We start from the raw sequence: 19,203 nt of genomic DNA, 5'->3' as shown, positions 1-19,203 counted from the left end.
CGCCGTTTCGGCGGGGTTCGTCACCGGCAGGTCGCGCAGGACCTCCGGTGCGTGCAGCAGTGGGATTTACCAGTTCAGCACGGCGCCCACCGCGAAGGTATTGGTATCTTCATTGAGACTGCTTCCAGCAGCCGCGTCGACTTCATACTGGTTGTACTCGGCCACCAGTTTGAGGTTGTCGTTTATGGTCCGGAAGTAGGCGATCCCACGGGTTTCATAATCGGCCTCGCTACCCAGCGCCACCACGTTGTTGCCGTCGTCCTGGGTCTTGCCGTACGACAGCGCGAGGCGGTTCTTGCCAAAGGTATAAGAACCCTGCAGCAGATAGCCGTCACTGTCGGTTTCGCGTAATACCGGCTCGAGGAAGTTGTTGGTGAAGAACGGGCTCATGCCCTTGGCCTGGAACCCGGAGGCGGTCAGCGAGACCCCACCCATCTTGGCTTGCACGCCGTAACCGAGGCCTTTGGAGGTTACTTCATCCACGGTGGAGTCGGTATTGTCAGAGGTCTGATAGGCGCCGTTCAGCCAGGAGTATATCTGCGCGCCACCGACATCGAACTGGTAGGTGATTTCCGACTCGAAGCGCGGATTGTCCTGGTACGACTGGCCGCCGTTGGTGGTGTCGTTGTTGGTGTCGACCGGGTCCATGATGCCGGCGGCCACGCGCAGCCCTTCCATGACCGGCGAGCGGTAGGTGATCTGCGAGGTCGGGAATGGATAGGGGTACCCGGTGCCGATGTTGCCAAACGAAACGCCGGCACCATCCACCAGACCGAGAGCGTCGGCCGAGTTGCCAAAGCTGGCCAGCATCTCGTCCATGAAAATGTTGGAGCGAGCAAACAGACCGAAATCCTTACCGATCAGGACCTCGCCCCACTCGCTACCAACGGTACCGTAGAACTGGCGTACGTCGATGGCGGTGGCCGTGCCGTTGGTATCGCTGTCGTTGATGGTGACCCAGAAGGATGAACGCGCACCAAGCTTCAGGTCACCGACCTGCTTGCCGAAGTTGAAGCCGATCCAGTTGGGCAGGAATCCCATCTTCACCCGCGACTGGCGGCGGTCGTTCAGCTCGCCTTCGCGGTCGACGTCGCTGTTGACGAAGAAGGCGTTCACATAGCCGTCGGTGGAAAAGGTAGTGTCGTCCTGGTCATACAGGACAATTTCAGCCATGGCCGACTGGCTCAGGCTCATGGCAATCGCGCTGGCCAGAGCCAGGGGCAAAAAGGTGGTAACCGCTTTCTTCTTGTTGTGCATGGCGCTCTCCGCTGATGTGACGACAGGCAGTCGTGTCGAGGCGGATTATCGAAAGCGCAACCGCGAGGCCATACGCTGCTATGGCGGCAATTGGCTACTTCTTTGGCCGCTAGCGTTGTCTTGCGCTTTAAGCACATGCCCGTCATGCCGGAGGAACTAGCGCCTAGGTAGTACGCCGTCACGCTTAGGTATGCCCAGGCAACACCATACGGGCCTGTCCGTACGGCCAAATCATGGCGTTTGGATCGATTAAAGATGGCGAGGATCCGCGCGGCAATGGCGCGAGAACGGCGCAGCAGCGGAGCGGAATCAGGACCAGTCAGGGGCCGGCGCGGGTGCGTTGGCAACCACGACCCAGCCCCCGGTCGCAGCACGCAGGGCATCCAGGGCTGCGGTTAGATCGTCGCGTCGCAGGCTGCACATGGCGGCGGCAACCTGCGCGGGATGCGCAACGTCATGCCCTGCCAGGACGCTCTGCCAGGCCGCCTCTGCCCGGGCGTGCAGCTCTGTCGGACTGACAACATGCCTGTCGCTCGCTTCGCGGGCGGCACGCTCGACGATCTCGGTGGACTGCTCCGCCAGCGTCGTGGCGAAGTCCAATAGGAAGGTCTGAATATGGTCAAGAATCGCTTCGGCGGACGCCACTGGCGACTGCACCGCGAAGAGCATGCCGGCGTGGCCACCCAACTGACAGAAGCGACTGAAAACCGCATACCCCAGCTGCAGCTCGCTGCGCAGGCGGCGGAAGAAGGCCCCTTCAAGCAGACGCGCTAAGACACGCCAGGCCGCTTCGCATGCGACCGTGCGGTCCGGCAGCGGACAAAACAGCAGAAAGGCCGTTTCGGACATGGGCACCCCGCCGCCGATATCGTGCCAACGCCGGCCTGCGCAATGGCCGGCCATTGCGACGGGTGCGCTCGAGGGCGTTCCCGGCAGCCTGCTGATCGCATCCGCGAGCGAGTCACTGAAGGCCGGTGCAAAGCCTATCGCCAGACCGTGCCATTGCGCCGATTGCCAGTACCGAGACAAGGCTAACGGCTCCGTCAATACGGCATCCCGACCGGCGTTCCGGGACACGCTCGCGAGCAGCCGAGGCAAGCGTTTGAGGAGTTGACGGATCAGCATCTCACCGTCACCGAGCGCCACCTCACGCTCGGCAAGCCGATCGCCCAGAGGGAACGACTCCGCGGGCGGCTCGAGCAGCAGCCGCGATATGTCGCCGAGAATCATCGGTATGGCCTCGGCGAAGCCTTCGAGTGATAGACACCAGCCCTCTCCCAGATCCTCTAAACGCAGCGTTACGCCGGCCTGCTGCGCGGCCCAGATTCCCGAGCGCAAGGCATGCGACAGTGCGTGCCATAACCCCGACGGTGGCTGCCCGGCAGCGAATCGCCAATGCACGAACAGCGCCCCACGATCGCTGGCATCACCCGGCCCAAGCCGCCGTAGCGCCGGCGTGACCGAACGGGCCCCGTGCGTCGCGGCACAGGGCTGCAGCCACGGATTGGGTGCCGGCTGTTGCCAGCCCCAGGAGTGCGGTTCTGTTGGCGACGGCGTTTCCAGTCCCAGGCGCAGCGGAAAACCGTCGGTTTCGATGGCTTCGCAGGCGGCGGTGTCAGCGGTCAACACCAGCGGGCCGGCCCCGATCATCTGCCTCAAGAGCGTACCCAGCGCCTCGCGGATCGCCACTTCGTCGCTGTCGTTGGCCCAGGCCAGCGGGTCCGCCCAATGGCGTAGCTTGGCCAGCGGCTCGGCACCCTGCAGGCTTCGCTGACGGATGCTTCGATACTCTTCGCGACAGGGTTGCCAGCGTGCCTCGTCCGAGAAGAAGCGCAGCCAGTCGAGCACCGCGTCGACAATCCTCGCTCGCTCGGCTAAGCCTCGCGCGGTCAGCATCAGCTCGATGACCACCACGCCCTGCCCCGCATGCCAATAAGGCACGCGCAACTTCAACGATTGGCACAGGTCTGCCGCGCGTAGCCGCTGGACAACACTTTCAGGCGCCTCGGACGCTATCCAACTGGCAAAGTGATCCAGTGCTGGCACGCCGTGCTCAGGCATCGCGTCAAGGGCGAACAGGAGATTCAGCCGCGGCTGAGCGCTTGCGATCTGTAACCGAAGCCAGCTATCACGATTGCAACGCAAAGGCTGCACGGCGCGGGTGACGGCGCCGCCCGCTGTGAGCGTGTCGTCCGCCAGGGCCGCGAGCCGCTGCAGTTCGGCAACGCTCTGCGGTCCGGCCAACAACAGCTCCATCTGTCCACACTGGTAGAAGCGCTGATGAAAATCGAGCAGCGTCTGCTGAAACTGCGGATCCTCCACCGGTAGCGTGTCCCGGTTGCCGGCATGAAAACCGCTGAGCGGGTGAGCAGGATCGAAGGCTGTGCTCAATGCGGCATCGCAGAGCGTTTCGATGTCCTGGGCGCGGGCGCGGTATTCGGCATGCAGCACCTCGCGTTCGCGCAGCTGTGCAGAGGGATCGAGCAGCGGATGCGCCAGCATATCCAACAGACGCCGCAAAGCTGCTTCGAGCTTGCTGGCCGGGAGCTGGAAGAAGAAGTCGGTATGACGTTCGCGCGTCGAGGCATTCAACTGCCCGCCGCACCCCTGAACGAAAGGCATCAGGCTTTGTGCCGCGCCATAGTCACGACTGCCGAGAAACAGCAGGTGCTCGAGGAAATGGGCCAGCCCTGGGTAACTCTCGGGAGCGTCATGGGAACCGGCATGAACCCGCACCAGGGCGGCGGCCTGCGCGCCGTGCGATAACGGTAGCAGGCGCACCCGCAATCCTTTGGTCAGAGCCACTTGTGGAGGACGCTGCGTCGGATCGGAAGTCTGGAGCATGGCGTCATCGTGTTCCGGCTGAGGTCGCTAAGCATCGCGCCGAGTCGCGGCCGACACAATGATGCTTAAGCATCGGACCCTGCGCGCCGTTCAGCAAGGCCGGCTGACGGCCGTGTCGGTGGTCGTTAGGTATCCAAATGCCCTTCGAGAAGCTGCAGCAGGCGGCGCTGCATCAGCTTGCCCGAAGTGCCGAGGCAGGCAATCGAGGCCCCTCTAAAAACTTCTTCCGAAAATTCTGCCCCCTCGCCTACCAACGCCAGCGGGCAGTCGATGCCCAGCGAGAGCTTGGTCATTTGGCGCATTAGTGCCGCGCTCGGCGGGGCGTTGGCATAAAGCACCAGCGCGCGCGGACGAGCCTTTTCGCAAACCAGCGGAAGCTCATCGAGAGGCTGTCCGAGCCCCAGCACATTGACGGCTACGGTGTCGCTGGACAGCAGCAGACCGGTGATCAACAGCTCGAGCTCTCGACACGGTCCCGGCAAGGCCGCTAGCAAGACGCGCCTTTCTGCCTGGCTGCTGGCAATCTGCAACCGCTGCAGCACGCGGGCGCGGAGGAACGCATCGAGAAATAGCCATTCGCTGGTCTGGCCATATTCGCCCTGACGCAGCAGCAGCTGTTGCCACACTGGAAGCAACACATCCTGAAAGACCGCCGCCTGCGGATAGAGGGAGAAAATCTGCCCGTAAAGCTGATCCAGCCGGGCCCCATCGAAACTGCTCACGGCGTGCTGCACCTGCACCATCCATTCGCTCCATTCACCTATCGCTTCCTGCTGCTCCACCGGTAAGGCGGCTCTGGTTGCAGCATGGCGGGAAAGAATGCTGCCCACCTTGCTGACGGCGACGCCACGGTCGGTCCAGGACCGGATGCTGCGAATGGATTCAATATCGGTCAGGGAATAAAGGCGATGGCCACTTTCGGTGCGGGTGGGCTGGATCAGACCATAGCGCCGCTCCCAAGCGCGCAGCGTGACCGGGTTGACGCCCGTCAGACGCGAGACTTCCCGAATCGGGAACAGCTCTTCCTGCCGGAGCGTGTCGGAAGAAAGCCGTGTGGATACCTGGGCAGGTTCGGTCATGACGCGGGCAGCTCATGCAGATGATCGCCGCATTGTAGCCCAGGCCCGAGCCGTTCAGACCGTGCTGAAATACGCAGTTCGGCTCGCTCCAGTATCGACCGGCCGCTCTGCGCCACGCCAGACCGTGCCGTCCCGTCCGAAGTTGATCTAGAATGCCGCGAGCACGAATGAGGGGCCTCAGATGATCAATGCCAAGCTGCTGCAAAGGATAATCGACGCCTCGAACGATGGGATCGTGATTGCCGAGCAAGAGGGTGAGGACACCATCTTGATCTATGCAAACCCAGCCTTCGAACGCCTGACCGGTTACGCCGTGGAGGATATCCTCTATCAGGATTGCCGCTTCCTGCAGGCAGACGACCGCGCCCAGCCCGGTGTCGCGGCGATTCGCGAGGCGATAAGGAGCAGCCAGCCCTGCCGCCAGATCATCCGCAATTACCGAAAGGATGGCAGCGCGTTCTGGAACGAGCTTTCGATCACACCGGTATTCAACGAAGCTGACCAACTCACCTATTTCATCGGTATTCAAAAGGACGTCAGCCTCGAGGTCGAGGCTGGACAGCGGGTCGTCGAACTGGAAGCCGAAGTGCAGCAACTCAAAAGTCAGCTCGCCGCACTTAAACGCTAACCGCCTCTGGTCGTCCTTTATCCATTTGCCCTTCAGCCGGTCAAACTGTCGCCGATACGCTTGAAGCATGGCCGATGTGTCAGATCGCCCTGCTGCGAACAGATAGTCAACCATTAACCACCGCCTAGCTGAACGGCGGATGCATTCGGACCCGTATCCTTGACCGCCTACGCTTTCGCCGAAAACGCAACGGTAATGCTCGCTCTCTGCTGGCTGCTGTCCTATACCGCGCGCCAGTGGGGACAGCGCCATCACCGCCGGGCAAAGTGCATGGCGGGCCTGTGGTTCGGCGGCGCCTGCATCGTCGGCATGCTGATGCCGCTCTCCATGCAGTCGGGAATCATATTCGACGCGCGCACCGTGGTGCTGAGCATGGGGGCGCTGTTCGGCGGCCCGATCGTCGCCGGTATCGCCGGCGTGTTGGCAGGCAGCTACCGGTTGTGGCTCGGCGGCTCGGGCGTCTGGGTCGGGTTGCTCAACGTAATGCTGCCAATCGGTCTGGGGCTCGGCTATCGATATTTTCATCAGCGCGGACAACTGGCGATCGGCTTCCGGCCGCTGCTGCTGTTTGGCCTGCTGCTGCATGCTTGCGTTGTCGCCACCCTGCTGCTTTTGCCAGCGCCCTTCGTGGCACCCACCATCGATCAGGTCGCGGTTCCGATGTTGCTGGTCATGCCGACCGCGGTGGTGTTACTCGGCCTGATGCTGGCCGACATGCTCAATCGCGCGCAGATCGAACGCGCGATGCACCTCAGCGAAGCTCGCTTGAGGGCTATTACCCAAGCGATTCCCGACGTGCTGATGGTGCTCGATGAGGATGGTCGCTACCTTGAAGTGATCGCCAACGATGCCGCCGTTTCCCATGGCACTGACCCAACGTTGGTGGGCAAAACCCTGGATGACGTGCTTCCAGCATCGCAGGCATCGCGTTTTCGTGAATTCATCCGCAGTACTCTCGCCAGCGATTCGCCCGGCCTTTTCGAATATTCCATCCAAAGCGCTGGCGGGCTGAAGGTCTTCGAAGTACGGGCACAATGCCTGACATTGGCGCAACCGTATAAGCCGGCAGTGGTCTGTCTGAGCCGCGATATCAGCGAGCGCGCCAATGCCGAGCAGGAGCGGCGCATCGCCTCGATCGCATTCGAAAGCCAGCAAGGCATGATCATCGCCGACGCGGAGAATCGTATTCTGCGGGTGAACCAGGCATTCAGCGATATCAGCGGCTACAGCGCAGCGGAAGCCATTGGTCAGGACACTCGTCTGCTCGCCTCCGGACGGCACACTCCCGACTTCTACCAGGCCATGTGGCGCAGTATCGAGCAGACCGGCGCCTGGCAGGGGGAAATCTGGAACCGGCGCAAAAGCGGTGAGATATACCCCGAGTGGCTGTCGATCACTACGGTTCTTGACGCGCACGGCAAGGTGTCGCATTACGTAGCGGCTTTCACCGACATCACCGAGCGCAAGGAAGCGGAAGAGCGCATTCATCACCTCGCCTTCTACGATCCACTGAGCGGCCTGCCTAACCGCCGTTTGCTGCTTGATCGTCTCAAACAGGCGTTAGCAGCATCCAATCGCAGCCAGCGTTACGGTGCATTGATGTTCATCGACCTGGACAATTTCAAGAACATCAACGATTTGCATGGCCATCAGGCGGGCGACCAGCTGCTTTGCCAGGTCGCCGAACGACTAAGCAACGAGGTCCGCACGATCGACACTATCGCCCGGCTCGGCGGCGACGAGTTCGTGGTCATGCTCGAAGACCTGGACTTACGGGCGGAATATGCGGCAGCCCGGGCCGAGCAGATCGGAGAAAAACTGCTCGCGGCGCTCAGCGCGCCTTACCGGCTGGAGTCGCTACTGTTACACAGCAGCGCCAGTATCGGCGTAGTACTCCTTAATGCCTGCGACGGCGACGCCGAGGAGCTGATGAAGCGCGCCGACATGTCCCTGTACGAAGCCAAGCAAGCTGGTAGGAACGCGCTGCGCTTCTTCGACCCGCGCATGCAGCAAGCGGTGCAGGAACGTTTGCGTCTGGAAGAGGAGATTCGCCGCGGGCTCGACGCCGGCGAGTTCGTGATTCAGTTCCAGGCACAGATCGAACGACATCGGGGGCTCGTCGGGGCGGAAGTGCTGGCGCGATGGCAGCATCCGCAACGCGGCCTGCTGTTCCCTATCCACTTCATCGGACCGGCCGAGCGCGCTGGACTGATCGAAGCGCTGGATTTCGTCGTACTGACCCAGGCCTGCGAGCAGCTTGCCGCTTGGGCCCACCAGCCGGGCCGAGACGAACTGACGCTGGCGGTCAACCTCAGCGCGAGCCTGCTGTATCAGTCCGACTTCGCCCACCGCCTGCTCGAGCTGCTGGAGCGCACTGGCGCCGACCCACGACTACTCAAGCTCGAGATCACCGAATCATTGCTGCTGGATGACATGGAAGAAGCTGTCGTGCGGATGAACATCCTGAAACAGCACGGCATCCGCTTTGCGATCGACGATTTCGGCACCGGTTATTCGTCCATGGCCTACCTGCAGCGGTTACCGCTCGATCAGTTGAAGATCGATCAGTCGTTTGTCCGCCAGTTGGCCGAGGACCCCAGTAGCCAGATGATCGTCCGGGCCACCTGCGCGCTCGCCGCGGGGCTCAATCTGGAAGTCATCGCTGAAGGGGTCGAAACAGAAGCGCAACGCTCGTTGCTGATTGCCAACGGCTGCGAGATGTTCCAGGGCTACTTGTTCAGTCGCCCCGTCCCACTGAACGAGTTCGAAGCGCTGCAGCTTGTAGTCGTGGCGTGATCGCAGGCTTCCGTAGCGGGAGCCGCGCTCGCACCTGACCCACTGAGCTGCAAGCTGTGGCTGGCCTCCTACAAGGCCTGCGGCGCCCTCCGGCAGAGCGCGACCAGCGCCTGCACCCAGCTTTCGTGCGTATTCAGGCAGGGAACCAGCTGCAGGTTTTCACCTCCCGCGCCAATGAATTGCTCACGGCCGCGATCACCGATTTCCTCCAGGGTTTCGATGCAGTCCGCAACGAATGCCGGGCACATCACCAAGAGCTTTTTCACGCCCATAGCCGCGAGCTCTTCCAGGTGCGCTTCGGTATAGGGCTCGATCCACTTGGCGCGGCCTAACCGTGACTGGAACGAAACCGACCACTGTTCGGGGCGAAGCCCGGCGCGCGTGGCGAATGCCGCGCCACTCTGCATGCATTGGGCGCGGTAGCAATTGGCGAGCACCTCGCCTTCGGCTCGCTGGCAGCAGTCCGCGCTTTTCAGGCAATGCGAGCCCGTCGGGTCGGTCTTGTGCAGGTGGCGTTCGGGCAAACCGTGGAAGCTCAACAGTAGATGATCGAAATCCTGCGCCAGGTACGGCCGAGCACTATCGACCAGCGCGTCGAGGTATTCCGGCTGGTCATAGAACGGCTGCAGGATCGAAAGCTTGATCTCGAGGCGCTTCTCTCGGATCACACGCTGCGCCTCGTCAATGGCGGTAGTCGTGGTGCTGTCGGCGAACTGCGGATACAGCGGCGCAAAGGTCACCTGCTTGATGCCCTGCTTCGCGAGCTTGACCAGCTTACTCTCGATCGATGGCTCGCCGTAGCGCATTGCCAGTTCAACGGGACCTTCAGTCCAGTAAGGACGCACTGCATCGGTCAGGCGCTGGCTGAGCACGACCAGTGGCGACCCCTCCGGCCACCAGATCGATGCGTAGGCATGAGCGGATTGCGCCGGGCGTTTGACCAGAATCAGCGATACCAGCAAGCGGCGGATGGGCCATGGCAGATCGACGACATAGGGATCCATCAGAAATTGATTGAGATAGCGGCGCACATCCGCGACCTCGGTAGAAGCCGGTGAACCCAGGTTGACCAATAACAACGCCTGCTCAGTCATGCATATTCCTGACTACTGATTAAAGAATTACGCCGCCAACCCGCCGCGGGCGGCGCATTTTCACACAGCTGACTGCGGCTTGCGCAGGTCCGCCAATGCCGCATCCAGCTCGACGAAGCGAAAGTGAAACCCTGCTGCCCTCAACCGCGCCGGGATTGCCTTCTGACCACCGAGAATCAGCCCGGACAACTCACCCAGCGTGCCTCTCAAGGCGAGCGCCGGAACCGGTAATATCGCCGGACGCCCCAGACTGCGCCCCAGGGCCTTGGCGAATTCGGCGTTGCGCACCGGTTGCGGCGAGCAGGCATTGTAGGGGCCGTGCGCAGCCGGCTGCCGCAACAGAAAATCTATCAAGGCGATTTCGTCGTCTATGTGAATCCATGGCATCCATTGCCGGCCGCTACCCTGACGACCGCCCAGCCCCAGCCGGAACAGTGGCATCAGACGCTGCAAGAATCCTCCGTCTCGGGCCAACACCAAACCGGTGCGCACCAGGACAACGCGGATTCCGAGGCGCTTCGCGCGCATGGCGCTTTCTTCCCAGGCTCCGCAGAGCTGGCTGGCGAAATCGTTGCCGGCAGGGCCATCGTCTTCGCTCAGCTCGCGCTCGCCCCCATCGCCGTACCAACCCACTGCCGAGCCGGATATCAGCACCTGCGGTTGCTTCAATTGCCCGGACAGCCATTCGATCAGCTGCTCGGTAAGATTGATCCGGCTGTTCCAGAGCAGCAGGCGGCGCGAGCGGGTCCAGGGGCGATCTGCGATCGGTGCACCCGCCAGGTTGATAACCGCATCCAGCGGAACTTGATCCATCTCCTGCAGCTGACCGACGCCCGTCACCCCCTCGCCACAGCGCTCGGCCACTCGCTCCGGCGTACGGCTCCAAACCCAGAGCTTATGCCCCTCTGCCAGCCAGTACTGGCAGAGCTTTCGCCCGATCAGGCCAGTCCCACCGGTCAGCAATATGTTCATGATGGCGACCTCCTTGGTTCAGCGAAGGACCGCTCCTGCCCCGGAGGCTGGACGGCCATGTACTTGATAATAGCCTTGTACAGGCAGGGTTAATATGCACAGCTTTTAGCCGCACTGTGGGGCGCGCCGTCCCACTCCGCCGCGCAAAATCGTCGCCTCGGCGTTGCCGCCGGCTTCTTTGCGGCAAATCCAAAAACCTGTGATACCACGCATGATCATTCGGGCGAGGTCATTGAGACGATTGACTTGTACAAAGGCGAACCTAGAATGGACAAAATTGTACATATAAGTATGTCTGTACAATAAATAGTTGAGGCCAGCCCAATGCTTACTCCGTCACGTCCTGTCATCAAGATTGGTATCAGCGCCTGTTTGCTGGGCAGTCCTGTACGTTTCAATGGTGGTCACAAGGAATCACGGTTATGCAGCGAAACGCTGGCTCGTCATTTCGAATTCGTGCCGATCTGTCCGGAAGTGGCCATCGGCCTGGGTACACCACGCGAGCCGATTCGGCTGGTCGGCGAGCCCACCAATCCTCGTGCCGTCGGTACCGTGCATCCGGAGCTGGACGTCAGCGACGCGCTAACCGCCTACGGCGAGCGGATCGCCGCTGAACTGGATGACCTCAGCGGCTACATCCTGATGCAGAAGTCCCCCTCCTGCGGTATGGAGCGGGTGAAGGTTTATCAGGCCAATGGTCATCCGGTTGATGGCGGCGGATCCGGTCTGTTCGCGCGCGCCCTCATGCAGGCACGGCCGGATTTGCCGGTGGAAGAAGACGGCAGGCTCAACGATCCGGTGCTGCGAGAAAACTTCCTGACGCGGGTCTTCGCCCACGCCGAATGGCAGCGCCTGCGGGATACTGGACTGACGCGCAAGGCACTGGTGGATTTCCACTCACGTTACAAGTATCAGCTGATGGCGACCGATCCATTGCAGTACAAGGCACTCGGTCGGATGGTCGCGACGATCGGCAAGATGCCGTTGGACGAATTCGCTCCCACCTACTTCCGCCAATTGATGCAAGCCTTGAAGAAGACCGCGTCGCGCGGCAACCACAGCAACGTGTTGCAGCACCTGAGCGGCTACTTGAAACGTGACATCGGCAGCGAAGATAAGCAGGAGCTGCAGCACCTGATCACTCAATACCGCGAAGGCGTCGTGCCGCTGGTGGTGCCGCTGACGCTGCTCAAGCATCACTTTCGCCGGCATCCGGATCGCTATGTTGCCAATCAGGCCTATCTGCAGCCGCACCCCGAGAATCTCAGCCTGCGCAACGCAATCTGACGCGACTGGAAACCAAATCTGAAATGACTCAACTGCTCTGGCTACGCAGCGACCTGCGCGTTGCCGACAATACCGCCCTGGCCGCGGCTATGAACGCCGGTCCCACCGTCGCCCTGTATCTGATTACCCCCGCGCAATGGCTCGCCCATAACGACGCCGCGTGCAAGATCGACTTCCAGCTGCGCAACCTGGGCGTGCTCTCCACGCGTCTCGCCGAGCTGAACGTGCCGTTACTGATTCGCCGTGTGGAACACTGGCAGGCGGTACCGACGCAGATCGTCGATCTGTGCCGTCAGTATCAGATCGACACCCTGCATATCAACGATGAGTACGGAGTGAACGAGCAACGCCGCGACGAGGCGACCGCCGAAGCACTTCGCAATACCCCTACGAGACTTCAGCGGCACCTGGATCAGTTGCTCTTTGCGCCGGGCAGTGTGAAAACCCTCGCGGGCGATTGCTTCAAGGTCTTCAGTCAGTTCCGCAAGGTTTGCTATTTGCGCCTGAGCCATTCGCTGCCGCGCTGCCTGCCAGTGCCCGCCCCGCAAGCCTGGATGCCCGTTCCTAGCGATCCGGTACCAACGGCCGTTGCAGATTTCGCCTCGCCCAGCGACGTATTACGTGGGCGCTGGCCCGCAGGTGAAGAGGCGGCACACAAGCGCTTGGCATCGTTTGCCGAGCATGGCCTGGCCGAGTACCAACAGCGTCGCGATTTTCCCGCTCAATCCGGTACCAGTCAGCTGTCGCCATACCTGGTTGCGGGCGTCATTTCGCCGCGACAATGCCTACACGCCGCGTTGGCAATGAACCAGGGCGAGTTAGACAGCGGTAATCCGGGCGTTGTCACCTGGATCAACGAATTGCTCTGGCGGGAGTTCTACAAACACATCCTCCATGGCTATCCGAGGGTTTCGATGGGTCGGGCCTTCCGTAGCCAAACCGAGGCCCTGCCCTGGCGCCACGCACCCGACGAGTTGGCGGCCTGGCAACAGGGTCGCACCGGCTTTCCGATCATCGATGCCGCCATGCGTCAGCTGTTGGCGACCGGCTGGATGCACAATCGACTGCGCATGATCGTCGCCATGTTTCTGAGCAAGAACCTGCTGATCGACTGGCGCGAAGGTGAGCGCTGGTTCATGCGACACCTGATCGATGGCGACCTCGCCGCGAACAATGGCGGCTGGCAATGGAGCGCCTCGACCGGCACCGACTCGGTGCCCTACTTCCGCCTGTTCAATCCACTCAGCCAATCGGCCAAATTCGATCCGCACGGTGACTTTCTGCGGCAATGGTTGCCGGAGCTGGCTCACTTGAGCAACCGAGACATCCACGACCCGCGCGCTTCCAGCGGGCTCTTCGGCACCCCCGGATATCCGCTGCCGATCGTGGATCTGACGACGAGCCGCGAGCGCGCCCTGTCCGCCTTCAGGAATCTGGGCGAGCGACTGTGATTCATCCGTTCTCGCCGCGCTGAAGCCAATGCCGGTTTGTAGCACCGATTGGAATCGACATGACGCGGTGTTTTGATTGCGCCTTGAGAAGCGAAGAGCTTCACCATGAACAATCGACAGGAGCCGAGCCCATGATCCCTGCCCCGCTGATCGAGGCATTGCGCCAAGCCCGCCATGTGGTGGTATTTACCGGTGCTGGCGTCTCGGCAGAGAGTGGCATTCCGACATTTCGCGACTCGCTGACCGGTCTTTGGGCGCGTTTCGATGCCACCTCGCTGGCTACACCCGAAGCTTTCCAAGCGGACCCCGCGCTGGTCTGGGGCTGGTACGAATGGCGCCGCATGAAGGTCCTGCAGGCTCAGCCAAATGCGGCCCACCTGGCCATCACCGAATTGGCCCGACAGGTGCCCCGTCTCACGCTCGTTTCACAGAACGTCGACGATCTGCATGAGCGCGCCGGTAGCACCGAGGTCGTTCATCTTCACGGCAGTTTGCATCAGCCGCGCTGTTGCAAATGTGGCGAATCCCCAAAGCAGCCGCTGGACATGCCCAACGAGCCGGAAGGCGGCGGTCGGCTGCAACCGCCAAGCTGCACCATTTGCAGCGGCCTGTTGCGTCCCGGTGTCGTCTGGTTTGGCGAAAACCTTCCTGCCGCTGCCTTGAGCGCCGCCTTCCAAGCCGCTGAAACGTGCGACCTGCTGATTTCGGTCGGCACCTCCGGCATGGTTTATCCCGCCGCAGAAATTCCTGGGCTTGCCTGGCGTGCCGGGGCGGTCATCGTCCACGTCAATTCCCTGCCCCATACGCAGCACCGCGAACGGGAATACACCTTGGCTGGCCCAGCGGGCGAACAGCTGCCGGCACTGGTCGCGCAGGCGTTCGGGGATCGCTGAGCGCCGTTAAAGGCTGACCGAGCCGATAGATTGTTGCAGCTCGATGGTCTGCGGATTGGCGAACAGCTCGCGGGAATCGCCAACCTCATACACCTTACGGTGGTGCATGAACACCAGCTTGCTGCCCACTTCACGGGCGAAGCGCATCTCATGGGTGATGACCATCACTTGAGACCGGCAATGCCCGCCACGATCAGTGCGACCGACAGGAGCTTGAGCGGCGTCAGCGCCTCGCCCAGCAGCAAGGCACCCAGCAACACCGTGCCCAGCGTGCCGATACCGGTCCATATGGGATAAGCGATGCTCACCGGCAGATCGCGCAGCGCCAACGTCAGGAAATAAATCCCCGCGCTCGCGCCGACGACCACCAAGCCACTGGGAAGCAACCGAGTGAAACCCTCGGCATACTTCATCGACATCGCGAACAGCACTTCGAAGCCAGCTGCCAGCAGAAGGAATGCCCAGCCGCTGGCCATCAGAAGTCCATCGCCAATTGCGCCAGACGTCGCTGCGCAGCCTGGTAGGAATCTTCGAATGCCATTCCACCGAACTCGTCGTTTTCCACTGCGACCACCTCGACGTCGGTAATGCCGATCAGTCCCAGTACATCGCGCAAATGGGTATCGGCATGATTGAGGTGCGCGTTCACACCGTCCGGACCGTAGCCGCGATCACCTCGGGTGGTAATGATCAACCCGCGCTTACCCAGGACCCGTGGTTTGTACTGGCTCGTCGGGTCCTCGGGGGTGAAGTCGAAGGTCCGGCCGATGCGCACGATCTGGTCGATCCAGGCCTTCACCCCACTGGGAACACCGAAGTTGTACATGGGCGCGGCGATGACGAGACGATCCGTGGCGAGCAACTCATCAACCAGCTCATCGCTGAGAGCAAGGTCCGCCTGCATCGTCGAGGAACGGGTAAGGGGGTCGTGAAAGGCGGCTGCAACCCAACCTTCGGTTACTGCGGGTAATGAAACGCGCCCTACCTCCCGATGCGTGATCTCAGCGCCATGCTGCTCGGCTGTCAGCGCCTCGAGGAAGTGATCGAGCAAACGCCGAGAGTGTGAACGCTCGCCTCGTGGGCTACCTTGCACAGCTAGAATTTTTTTCATCAGTGACCTCCGTAAGCCGCGCCAGTGCGGCTGTAGGAGCCAAGTTATTTGCTGCCAGCCCGGACGACAAATGAGCAATACTCGTCCGGAATGAATTCAATTCACCTGAGCATCGATATGTTCGCGAATCTGCCTCTCACTGCATTACGCACCTTTGAATCGGCGGCGCGGCTGAAAAGTTTCAAGTCAGCAGCCGAGGAGCTCGCGGTAACGCCCACTGCCGTTTCCCATCAAATCAAGCTGCTCGAAGGCTGGTTGGGGGTACCGTTGTTTCAGCGGATGGCCCGCGGCGTACGGTTGACTGACTGCGGCGAGCGGCTGTTTCGCAGTCTGCATGGGGCGCTGCTGGACGTCGTGCAAACGGTCGACCATTTGCGCCCCCAACCCAGTACCGGCAGCCTGACGTTGTCCACGACGCCGGCCTTCGCCGCACTCTGGTTGATCCCGCGGCTCGGGTACTTCTATCAGGCTCACCCAGGCATAAAGGTGCGTGTCGAGACCAGCACCGAACTGCTCGATCTGCATCAGGATGCCAGCATCGATCTGGTGATCCGCTATGGCTATAACGATCACCCCAGCTTGCACAGTCAATGCCTGCTCGACGAGTGTTTCGGCGTTTATGGCGCACCGGGCCTGCTGGCGTCGCTCGACCCAACGCGCCTGACCCTGATTACCGTGCGCTGGCGCAATTCGCAGCTCTATGATCGCAGCTGGAAAGCCTGGTGCGAGGCTGCGGGCGAGACATGGATGGACACCGCCGAGCTGCGTGAATATGACGAGGAGCATTACGCCTTGCAGGCCGCCATTGCAGGACAGGGTCTGGTGCTGGCGAGCAATGTGCTGGTGTCGCAGAGCCTGGCAATGGGGCTGTTACAGCCCTACCGCAGCGAAATTACCGTGTCCGGCGCCTCCTATACGGCGCTCTGCGTCCCCGGCCGCGAGCGCCACCCACCCGTGAAGGCCTTCCTCGACTGGCTGACCAACGAATCCTGCAGCCGCTGAGCCCGATCAGGTTAGCGGCGTAACCACCGCGGTCTGATACGCCGTACGCTGCTGCAATCGCTCATACCAGTCGCGCAGGTGCGGCTGATCCGGCCGCTCGATCGGCATCTCGAACCAGGCATAGGCGAAACATCCCAGAGGAATGTCGCCCATGCCGAATGAGGTGCCGGACAGATAGGGCTGCTCTGAGAGCGTCCGATCGGCGATCGCCAGCAACTTGCCGCATTCCGCCAGCGCCGCCTGCACCACCGCCATGTCGCGTTGTTCCGGTGCGGTACGCACGATGTTCCAGAACAGCGGTCGGAAGGGTGCGGCCAAGGATGACGTTACCCAGTCCATCCATTTGTCCGCCTCGGCACGCCGGCGCGGATCGGCATTCCATAGCGGTTCTGCGCCATATTGCGCGGCGAGGTAGCGGACGATGGCGTTGGACTCCCAGAGCACCAGCTCGCCGTCTTGCAGGCAGGGCACCAGGCGATTCGGATTCATCGCAGCATATTCGGCCTCACCGACTACGCCGAAGGTGCCACCGGCGTCGATGCGTGTGTAGGGCACACCGAGTTCTTCCAGACACCACAGCGCCTTTTTCACGTTCGTTGAATTGATCCGACCCCAGAGCTTCACCATGCATCTACCCTCTCATCCGCCAGCGCTGCGCGCCAAAACCTGCACCCTAGCGGTAAACCGGTGACATCAGCTAGCACTGCGATGCGCCATCGGACGGTATATCGCTACCGACTCCTCCCCCGGCCAGCCAGCAGCCGAGTTGCACCCTGGGGCTTGTGCGTGTACCAGAACACCCGACTGACGCCACGGGTGATCGCCACATAGGCCAGGCGCAAAGCCTCGTCGGCCATGGCCTGATCGTAGCTGTTGCGAAAGAACCCACAGTAGGCATACAGCGCGTTGCGCAGAGGGTGACGCTCAGCTGGCAGGCAGTCATCGACGATAATCGCAACCTCCGCCTGCAGGCCCTTGGCGCGGTGAATGGTGTAGGTCTTGACCGGCAACTTGCGGTCCAGCTGCGCCTCGATGGCCCGCAAGGGTTCGTTACGCCGGCTGAGTACCAATACCGCATTGCGGTCCGCGTTCGGTCGCTTGCCGACATGTTCGCACTGGGCCTGGATCTCGCGGACCAGATCAGGCAGTTGCGTCTTCACGTCGAAACGGGTGATCAGCTTCACCCCATGGTCTCCCGGCTGCGTCGCTTTGGCCGCCTGGCTGGTCTTTGCCTGCTTGAACGCCACGTCGCCCAGCACTGCCTCGCCATCGCGGATGATGGGTTCGATCGAGCGGTAGTTGGTTTCCAGCATCAGCACCCTGCTCTTCTTCGACGCGCCGCGCCCGGGGAAGTACTTATCGAAATCCATGAACAGTTCCGGCGAGCTGCCACGCCAACCATAGATCGACTGCCAGTCATCGCCAATGGCCATCAGACTCACCGTTTCGCCCTGGCGGGCCAGCGCACGATGCAGCGCCTGCAGCCACTGCACGATCTGCGGCGAGATGTCCTGGAATTCATCGATCAGTAGATGGCTGAACGGTGCCAGGGCGGCGGGCGGCAGGCCGCGATCGGCCAAGCGTTTAGTCAACCCCTGGAAGGCACCGTTGAAAGTGGTCAGCCCTTCACGCTCAAGAAGAGCCTGGAAATGCTGCCAGAACAGGCCTAGCGCTTCGATGAACGCACGTTCAGCTGCGGAGCAGTCCATCCGGTCCGGTTGCATCTGTTCGATCCGGATGCCGATGCTCTCGATAAAACCGGCTTGCACGTAGAAGGCCTCGAACAACGGTACCGCGCTGAACTCGCCGACCAGTTTGAACTTGTCGAGCGGCGCTTTGGGTACGCGCTTGCGCTTCGACTCGTCCGGCAACGGCAGCTGCAGCAGCTCGTGCACCCGCGAACGGAAATCTTGATCTTCGGCGTAGCAGTTCTGGTAGGCCTGTTTCAGCAGACGCTGCTGTGCCGGCCGCAGACGCGCGGTGGTCAGTGGATTGTCCAGGTCGGTGGGTGATGCGCCCTTCTCGTCCAATTGCTCGAACCAGACCGGCTTGCCCAGCACGTCCTTGGCCAACACCGCCATCGCCGAGTGGAAGGTTCGCACGCATTGGCGCGCACTGGCCGGGTCGAAATCGAAGTTCCAGAAACCCAGCACCCGAATCAATTGCTCGCGCAGTTGCGCGCAGGAAGCATTGGTAAAGGAAATCACCGTCAGCCGCTCTGGCGCGATGCCCATGTGACAGAGCATGAAGACCACCCGCAACACGAGCGTGGTGGATTTGCCCGAGCCGGCCCCAGCAAAGATCCGCGTCACCGGGCTATCGCTGAGGATCATTGCCCATTGTTCGTCCGAAGGCGCACAGATCACGCCCGCTTCGACTGCACGACCGACTCGCAAGCGCATTGCCTGGACCTGCGGGTCGTCGACTACGAGCTTTGCCGGCCCGTAAATGCCTTCGCTAGCAGCCTTGCGCGATGCAACCCGAGGCTTGACGGTCTTCTCCCCGGCCGATTGCTTGGGCGCGCGACCGACCTTGGCCGGCGGGGTGCCGGGCTTCTTGGTGGCGCGCTTGGCTGTACTGGTGGTGGCACTGGGCCAGCGCCGCAGCACCAACTCTTCCTCCGACTGCAAATAAGCCGATGTACGAGGGAAACAACGTGTCAGGGCCCCTGACAGCAGAAGCTTGTAGCGCTTGACGGCAGACAACATGAAAAACCAACCGGTGCATCAACAGGTGATTGTTATGGTAAGGGTTTTTCGCCGCCGGCTGGCGTCCACGCAAGGGATCTA

The 19,203-nt window shown here is 61.7% G+C and carries 15 protein-coding genes and 1 pseudogene; 6 read left to right on the top strand and 10 right to left on the bottom strand.

Annotated features, from left to right (window positions below; translation table 11 throughout):
• Window positions 1-66: 66 nt before the first annotated feature.
• From MCB86_RS01830 to MCB86_RS01820, 3 genes are all read right to left on the bottom strand, one after another.
• Window positions 67-1,257, bottom strand: coding sequence for a porin (locus MCB86_RS01830; protein WP_239609391.1), 1,191 nt, complete (start codon window positions 1,255-1,257; stop codon window positions 67-69).
• A 309-nt stretch (window positions 1,258-1,566) separates the two neighbouring features.
• Window positions 1,567-4,101, bottom strand: coding sequence for a pyrroloquinoline quinone biosynthesis protein PqqF (pqqF, locus tag MCB86_RS01825; RefSeq protein ID WP_239609388.1), 2,535 nt, complete (start codon window positions 4,099-4,101; stop codon window positions 1,567-1,569).
• 125 nt (window positions 4,102-4,226) lie between these two features.
• Complete coding sequence (locus MCB86_RS01820) at window positions 4,227-5,180, bottom strand: MerR family transcriptional regulator (protein WP_239609385.1); 954 nt, start codon at window positions 5,178-5,180, stop codon at window positions 4,227-4,229.
• A 181-nt stretch (window positions 5,181-5,361) separates the two neighbouring features.
• Here MCB86_RS01820 and MCB86_RS01815 point away from each other — a divergent pair, with 181 nt between their 5' ends.
• Both MCB86_RS01815 and MCB86_RS01810 read left to right on the top strand, forming a co-directional pair.
• Complete coding sequence (locus MCB86_RS01815; protein ID WP_239609383.1) at window positions 5,362-5,808, top strand: PAS domain-containing protein; 447 nt, start codon at window positions 5,362-5,364, stop codon at window positions 5,806-5,808.
• Between the two features lie 195 nt (window positions 5,809-6,003).
• The gene (locus MCB86_RS01810; RefSeq protein ID WP_155397623.1) at window positions 6,004-8,604 is read left to right on the top strand and encodes an EAL domain-containing protein; all 2,601 of its coding nucleotides are present in this window, start codon (window positions 6,004-6,006) and stop codon (window positions 8,602-8,604) included.
• 68 nt (window positions 8,605-8,672) lie between these two features.
• On the opposite strand, the gene hemH is transcribed toward MCB86_RS01810, so the two are convergent.
• Both hemH and MCB86_RS01800 read right to left on the bottom strand, forming a co-directional pair.
• Window positions 8,673-9,698 carry a ferrochelatase gene (gene hemH, locus MCB86_RS01805; protein WP_045161976.1) on the bottom strand — a complete coding sequence of 342 codons (1,026 nt, stop codon included), beginning with the start codon at window positions 9,696-9,698 and terminating at the stop codon, window positions 8,673-8,675.
• Window positions 9,699-9,758: 60 nt separating this feature from the next.
• Window positions 9,759-10,670 carry a TIGR01777 family oxidoreductase gene (locus tag MCB86_RS01800; protein ID WP_045161975.1) on the bottom strand — a complete coding sequence of 304 codons (912 nt, stop codon included), beginning with the start codon at window positions 10,668-10,670 and terminating at the stop codon, window positions 9,759-9,761.
• 324 nt (window positions 10,671-10,994) lie between these two features.
• On the opposite strand from MCB86_RS01800, the gene MCB86_RS01795 reads away from it, so the two are divergent.
• The 3 genes from MCB86_RS01795 (at window position 10,995) to MCB86_RS01785 (ending at window position 14,301) form a co-directional block, all read left to right on the top strand.
• Window positions 10,995-11,957, top strand: coding sequence for a 2-thiouracil desulfurase family protein (locus tag MCB86_RS01795; protein WP_045161974.1), 963 nt, complete (start codon window positions 10,995-10,997; stop codon window positions 11,955-11,957).
• Window positions 11,958-11,980: 23 nt separating this feature from the next.
• A complete protein-coding gene (gene phrB / locus MCB86_RS01790; protein WP_239609380.1) occupies window positions 11,981-13,408 on the top strand; it encodes a deoxyribodipyrimidine photo-lyase in 1,428 nt (475 codons plus the stop codon).
• 131 nt (window positions 13,409-13,539) lie between these two features.
• Window positions 13,540-14,301, top strand: coding sequence for an NAD-dependent deacylase (locus MCB86_RS01785; RefSeq protein WP_239609378.1), 762 nt, complete (start codon window positions 13,540-13,542; stop codon window positions 14,299-14,301).
• 6 nt (window positions 14,302-14,307) lie between these two features.
• On the opposite strand, the pseudogene MCB86_RS01780 reads toward MCB86_RS01785, so the two are convergent.
• The 3 genes and pseudogenes from MCB86_RS01780 to MCB86_RS01770 all read right to left on the bottom strand — a co-directional run.
• Window positions 14,308-14,469 (bottom strand): annotated as a pseudogene (locus tag MCB86_RS01780) (amino acid ABC transporter ATP-binding protein); the annotation flags it as partial.
• Complete coding sequence (locus MCB86_RS01775; RefSeq protein ID WP_239609376.1) at window positions 14,466-14,777, bottom strand: multidrug efflux SMR transporter; 312 nt, start codon at window positions 14,775-14,777, stop codon at window positions 14,466-14,468. The gene MCB86_RS01775 and the pseudogene MCB86_RS01780, both read right to left, overlap by 4 nt.
• Entirely contained in the window at window positions 14,777-15,412 is a 636-nt protein-coding gene (locus MCB86_RS01770; protein ID WP_239609373.1) for an NAD(P)H-dependent oxidoreductase, read from the bottom strand. Before MCB86_RS01770 ends, MCB86_RS01775 begins: the two co-directional genes overlap by 1 nt.
• A 117-nt stretch (window positions 15,413-15,529) precedes the next feature.
• On the opposite strand from MCB86_RS01770, the gene MCB86_RS01765 reads away from it, so the two are divergent.
• Entirely contained in the window at window positions 15,530-16,414 is an 885-nt protein-coding gene (locus MCB86_RS01765; RefSeq protein ID WP_045162073.1) for a LysR substrate-binding domain-containing protein, read from the top strand.
• 6 nt (window positions 16,415-16,420) lie between these two features.
• Here MCB86_RS01765 and MCB86_RS01760 read toward each other — a convergent pair whose 3' ends face one another.
• Both MCB86_RS01760 and MCB86_RS01755 read right to left on the bottom strand, forming a co-directional pair.
• Window positions 16,421-17,041, bottom strand: a complete 621-nt coding sequence (locus tag MCB86_RS01760; RefSeq protein WP_239609372.1) for a glutathione S-transferase — start codon at window positions 17,039-17,041, stop codon at window positions 16,421-16,423.
• A gap of 104 nt (window positions 17,042-17,145) precedes the next feature.
• Window positions 17,146-19,122, bottom strand: coding sequence for an ATP-dependent helicase (locus MCB86_RS01755; RefSeq protein WP_239609371.1), 1,977 nt, complete (start codon window positions 19,120-19,122; stop codon window positions 17,146-17,148).
• Window positions 19,123-19,203 lie beyond the last annotated feature (81 nt).

The sequence above is a fragment of the Pseudomonas sp. KSR10 genome, from assembly GCF_022355455.1.
Classification (GTDB): Bacteria; Pseudomonadota; Gammaproteobacteria; order Pseudomonadales; family Pseudomonadaceae; genus Stutzerimonas; species Stutzerimonas stutzeri_E.
This window is presented reverse-complemented; position numbering and strand designations above follow the sequence as displayed.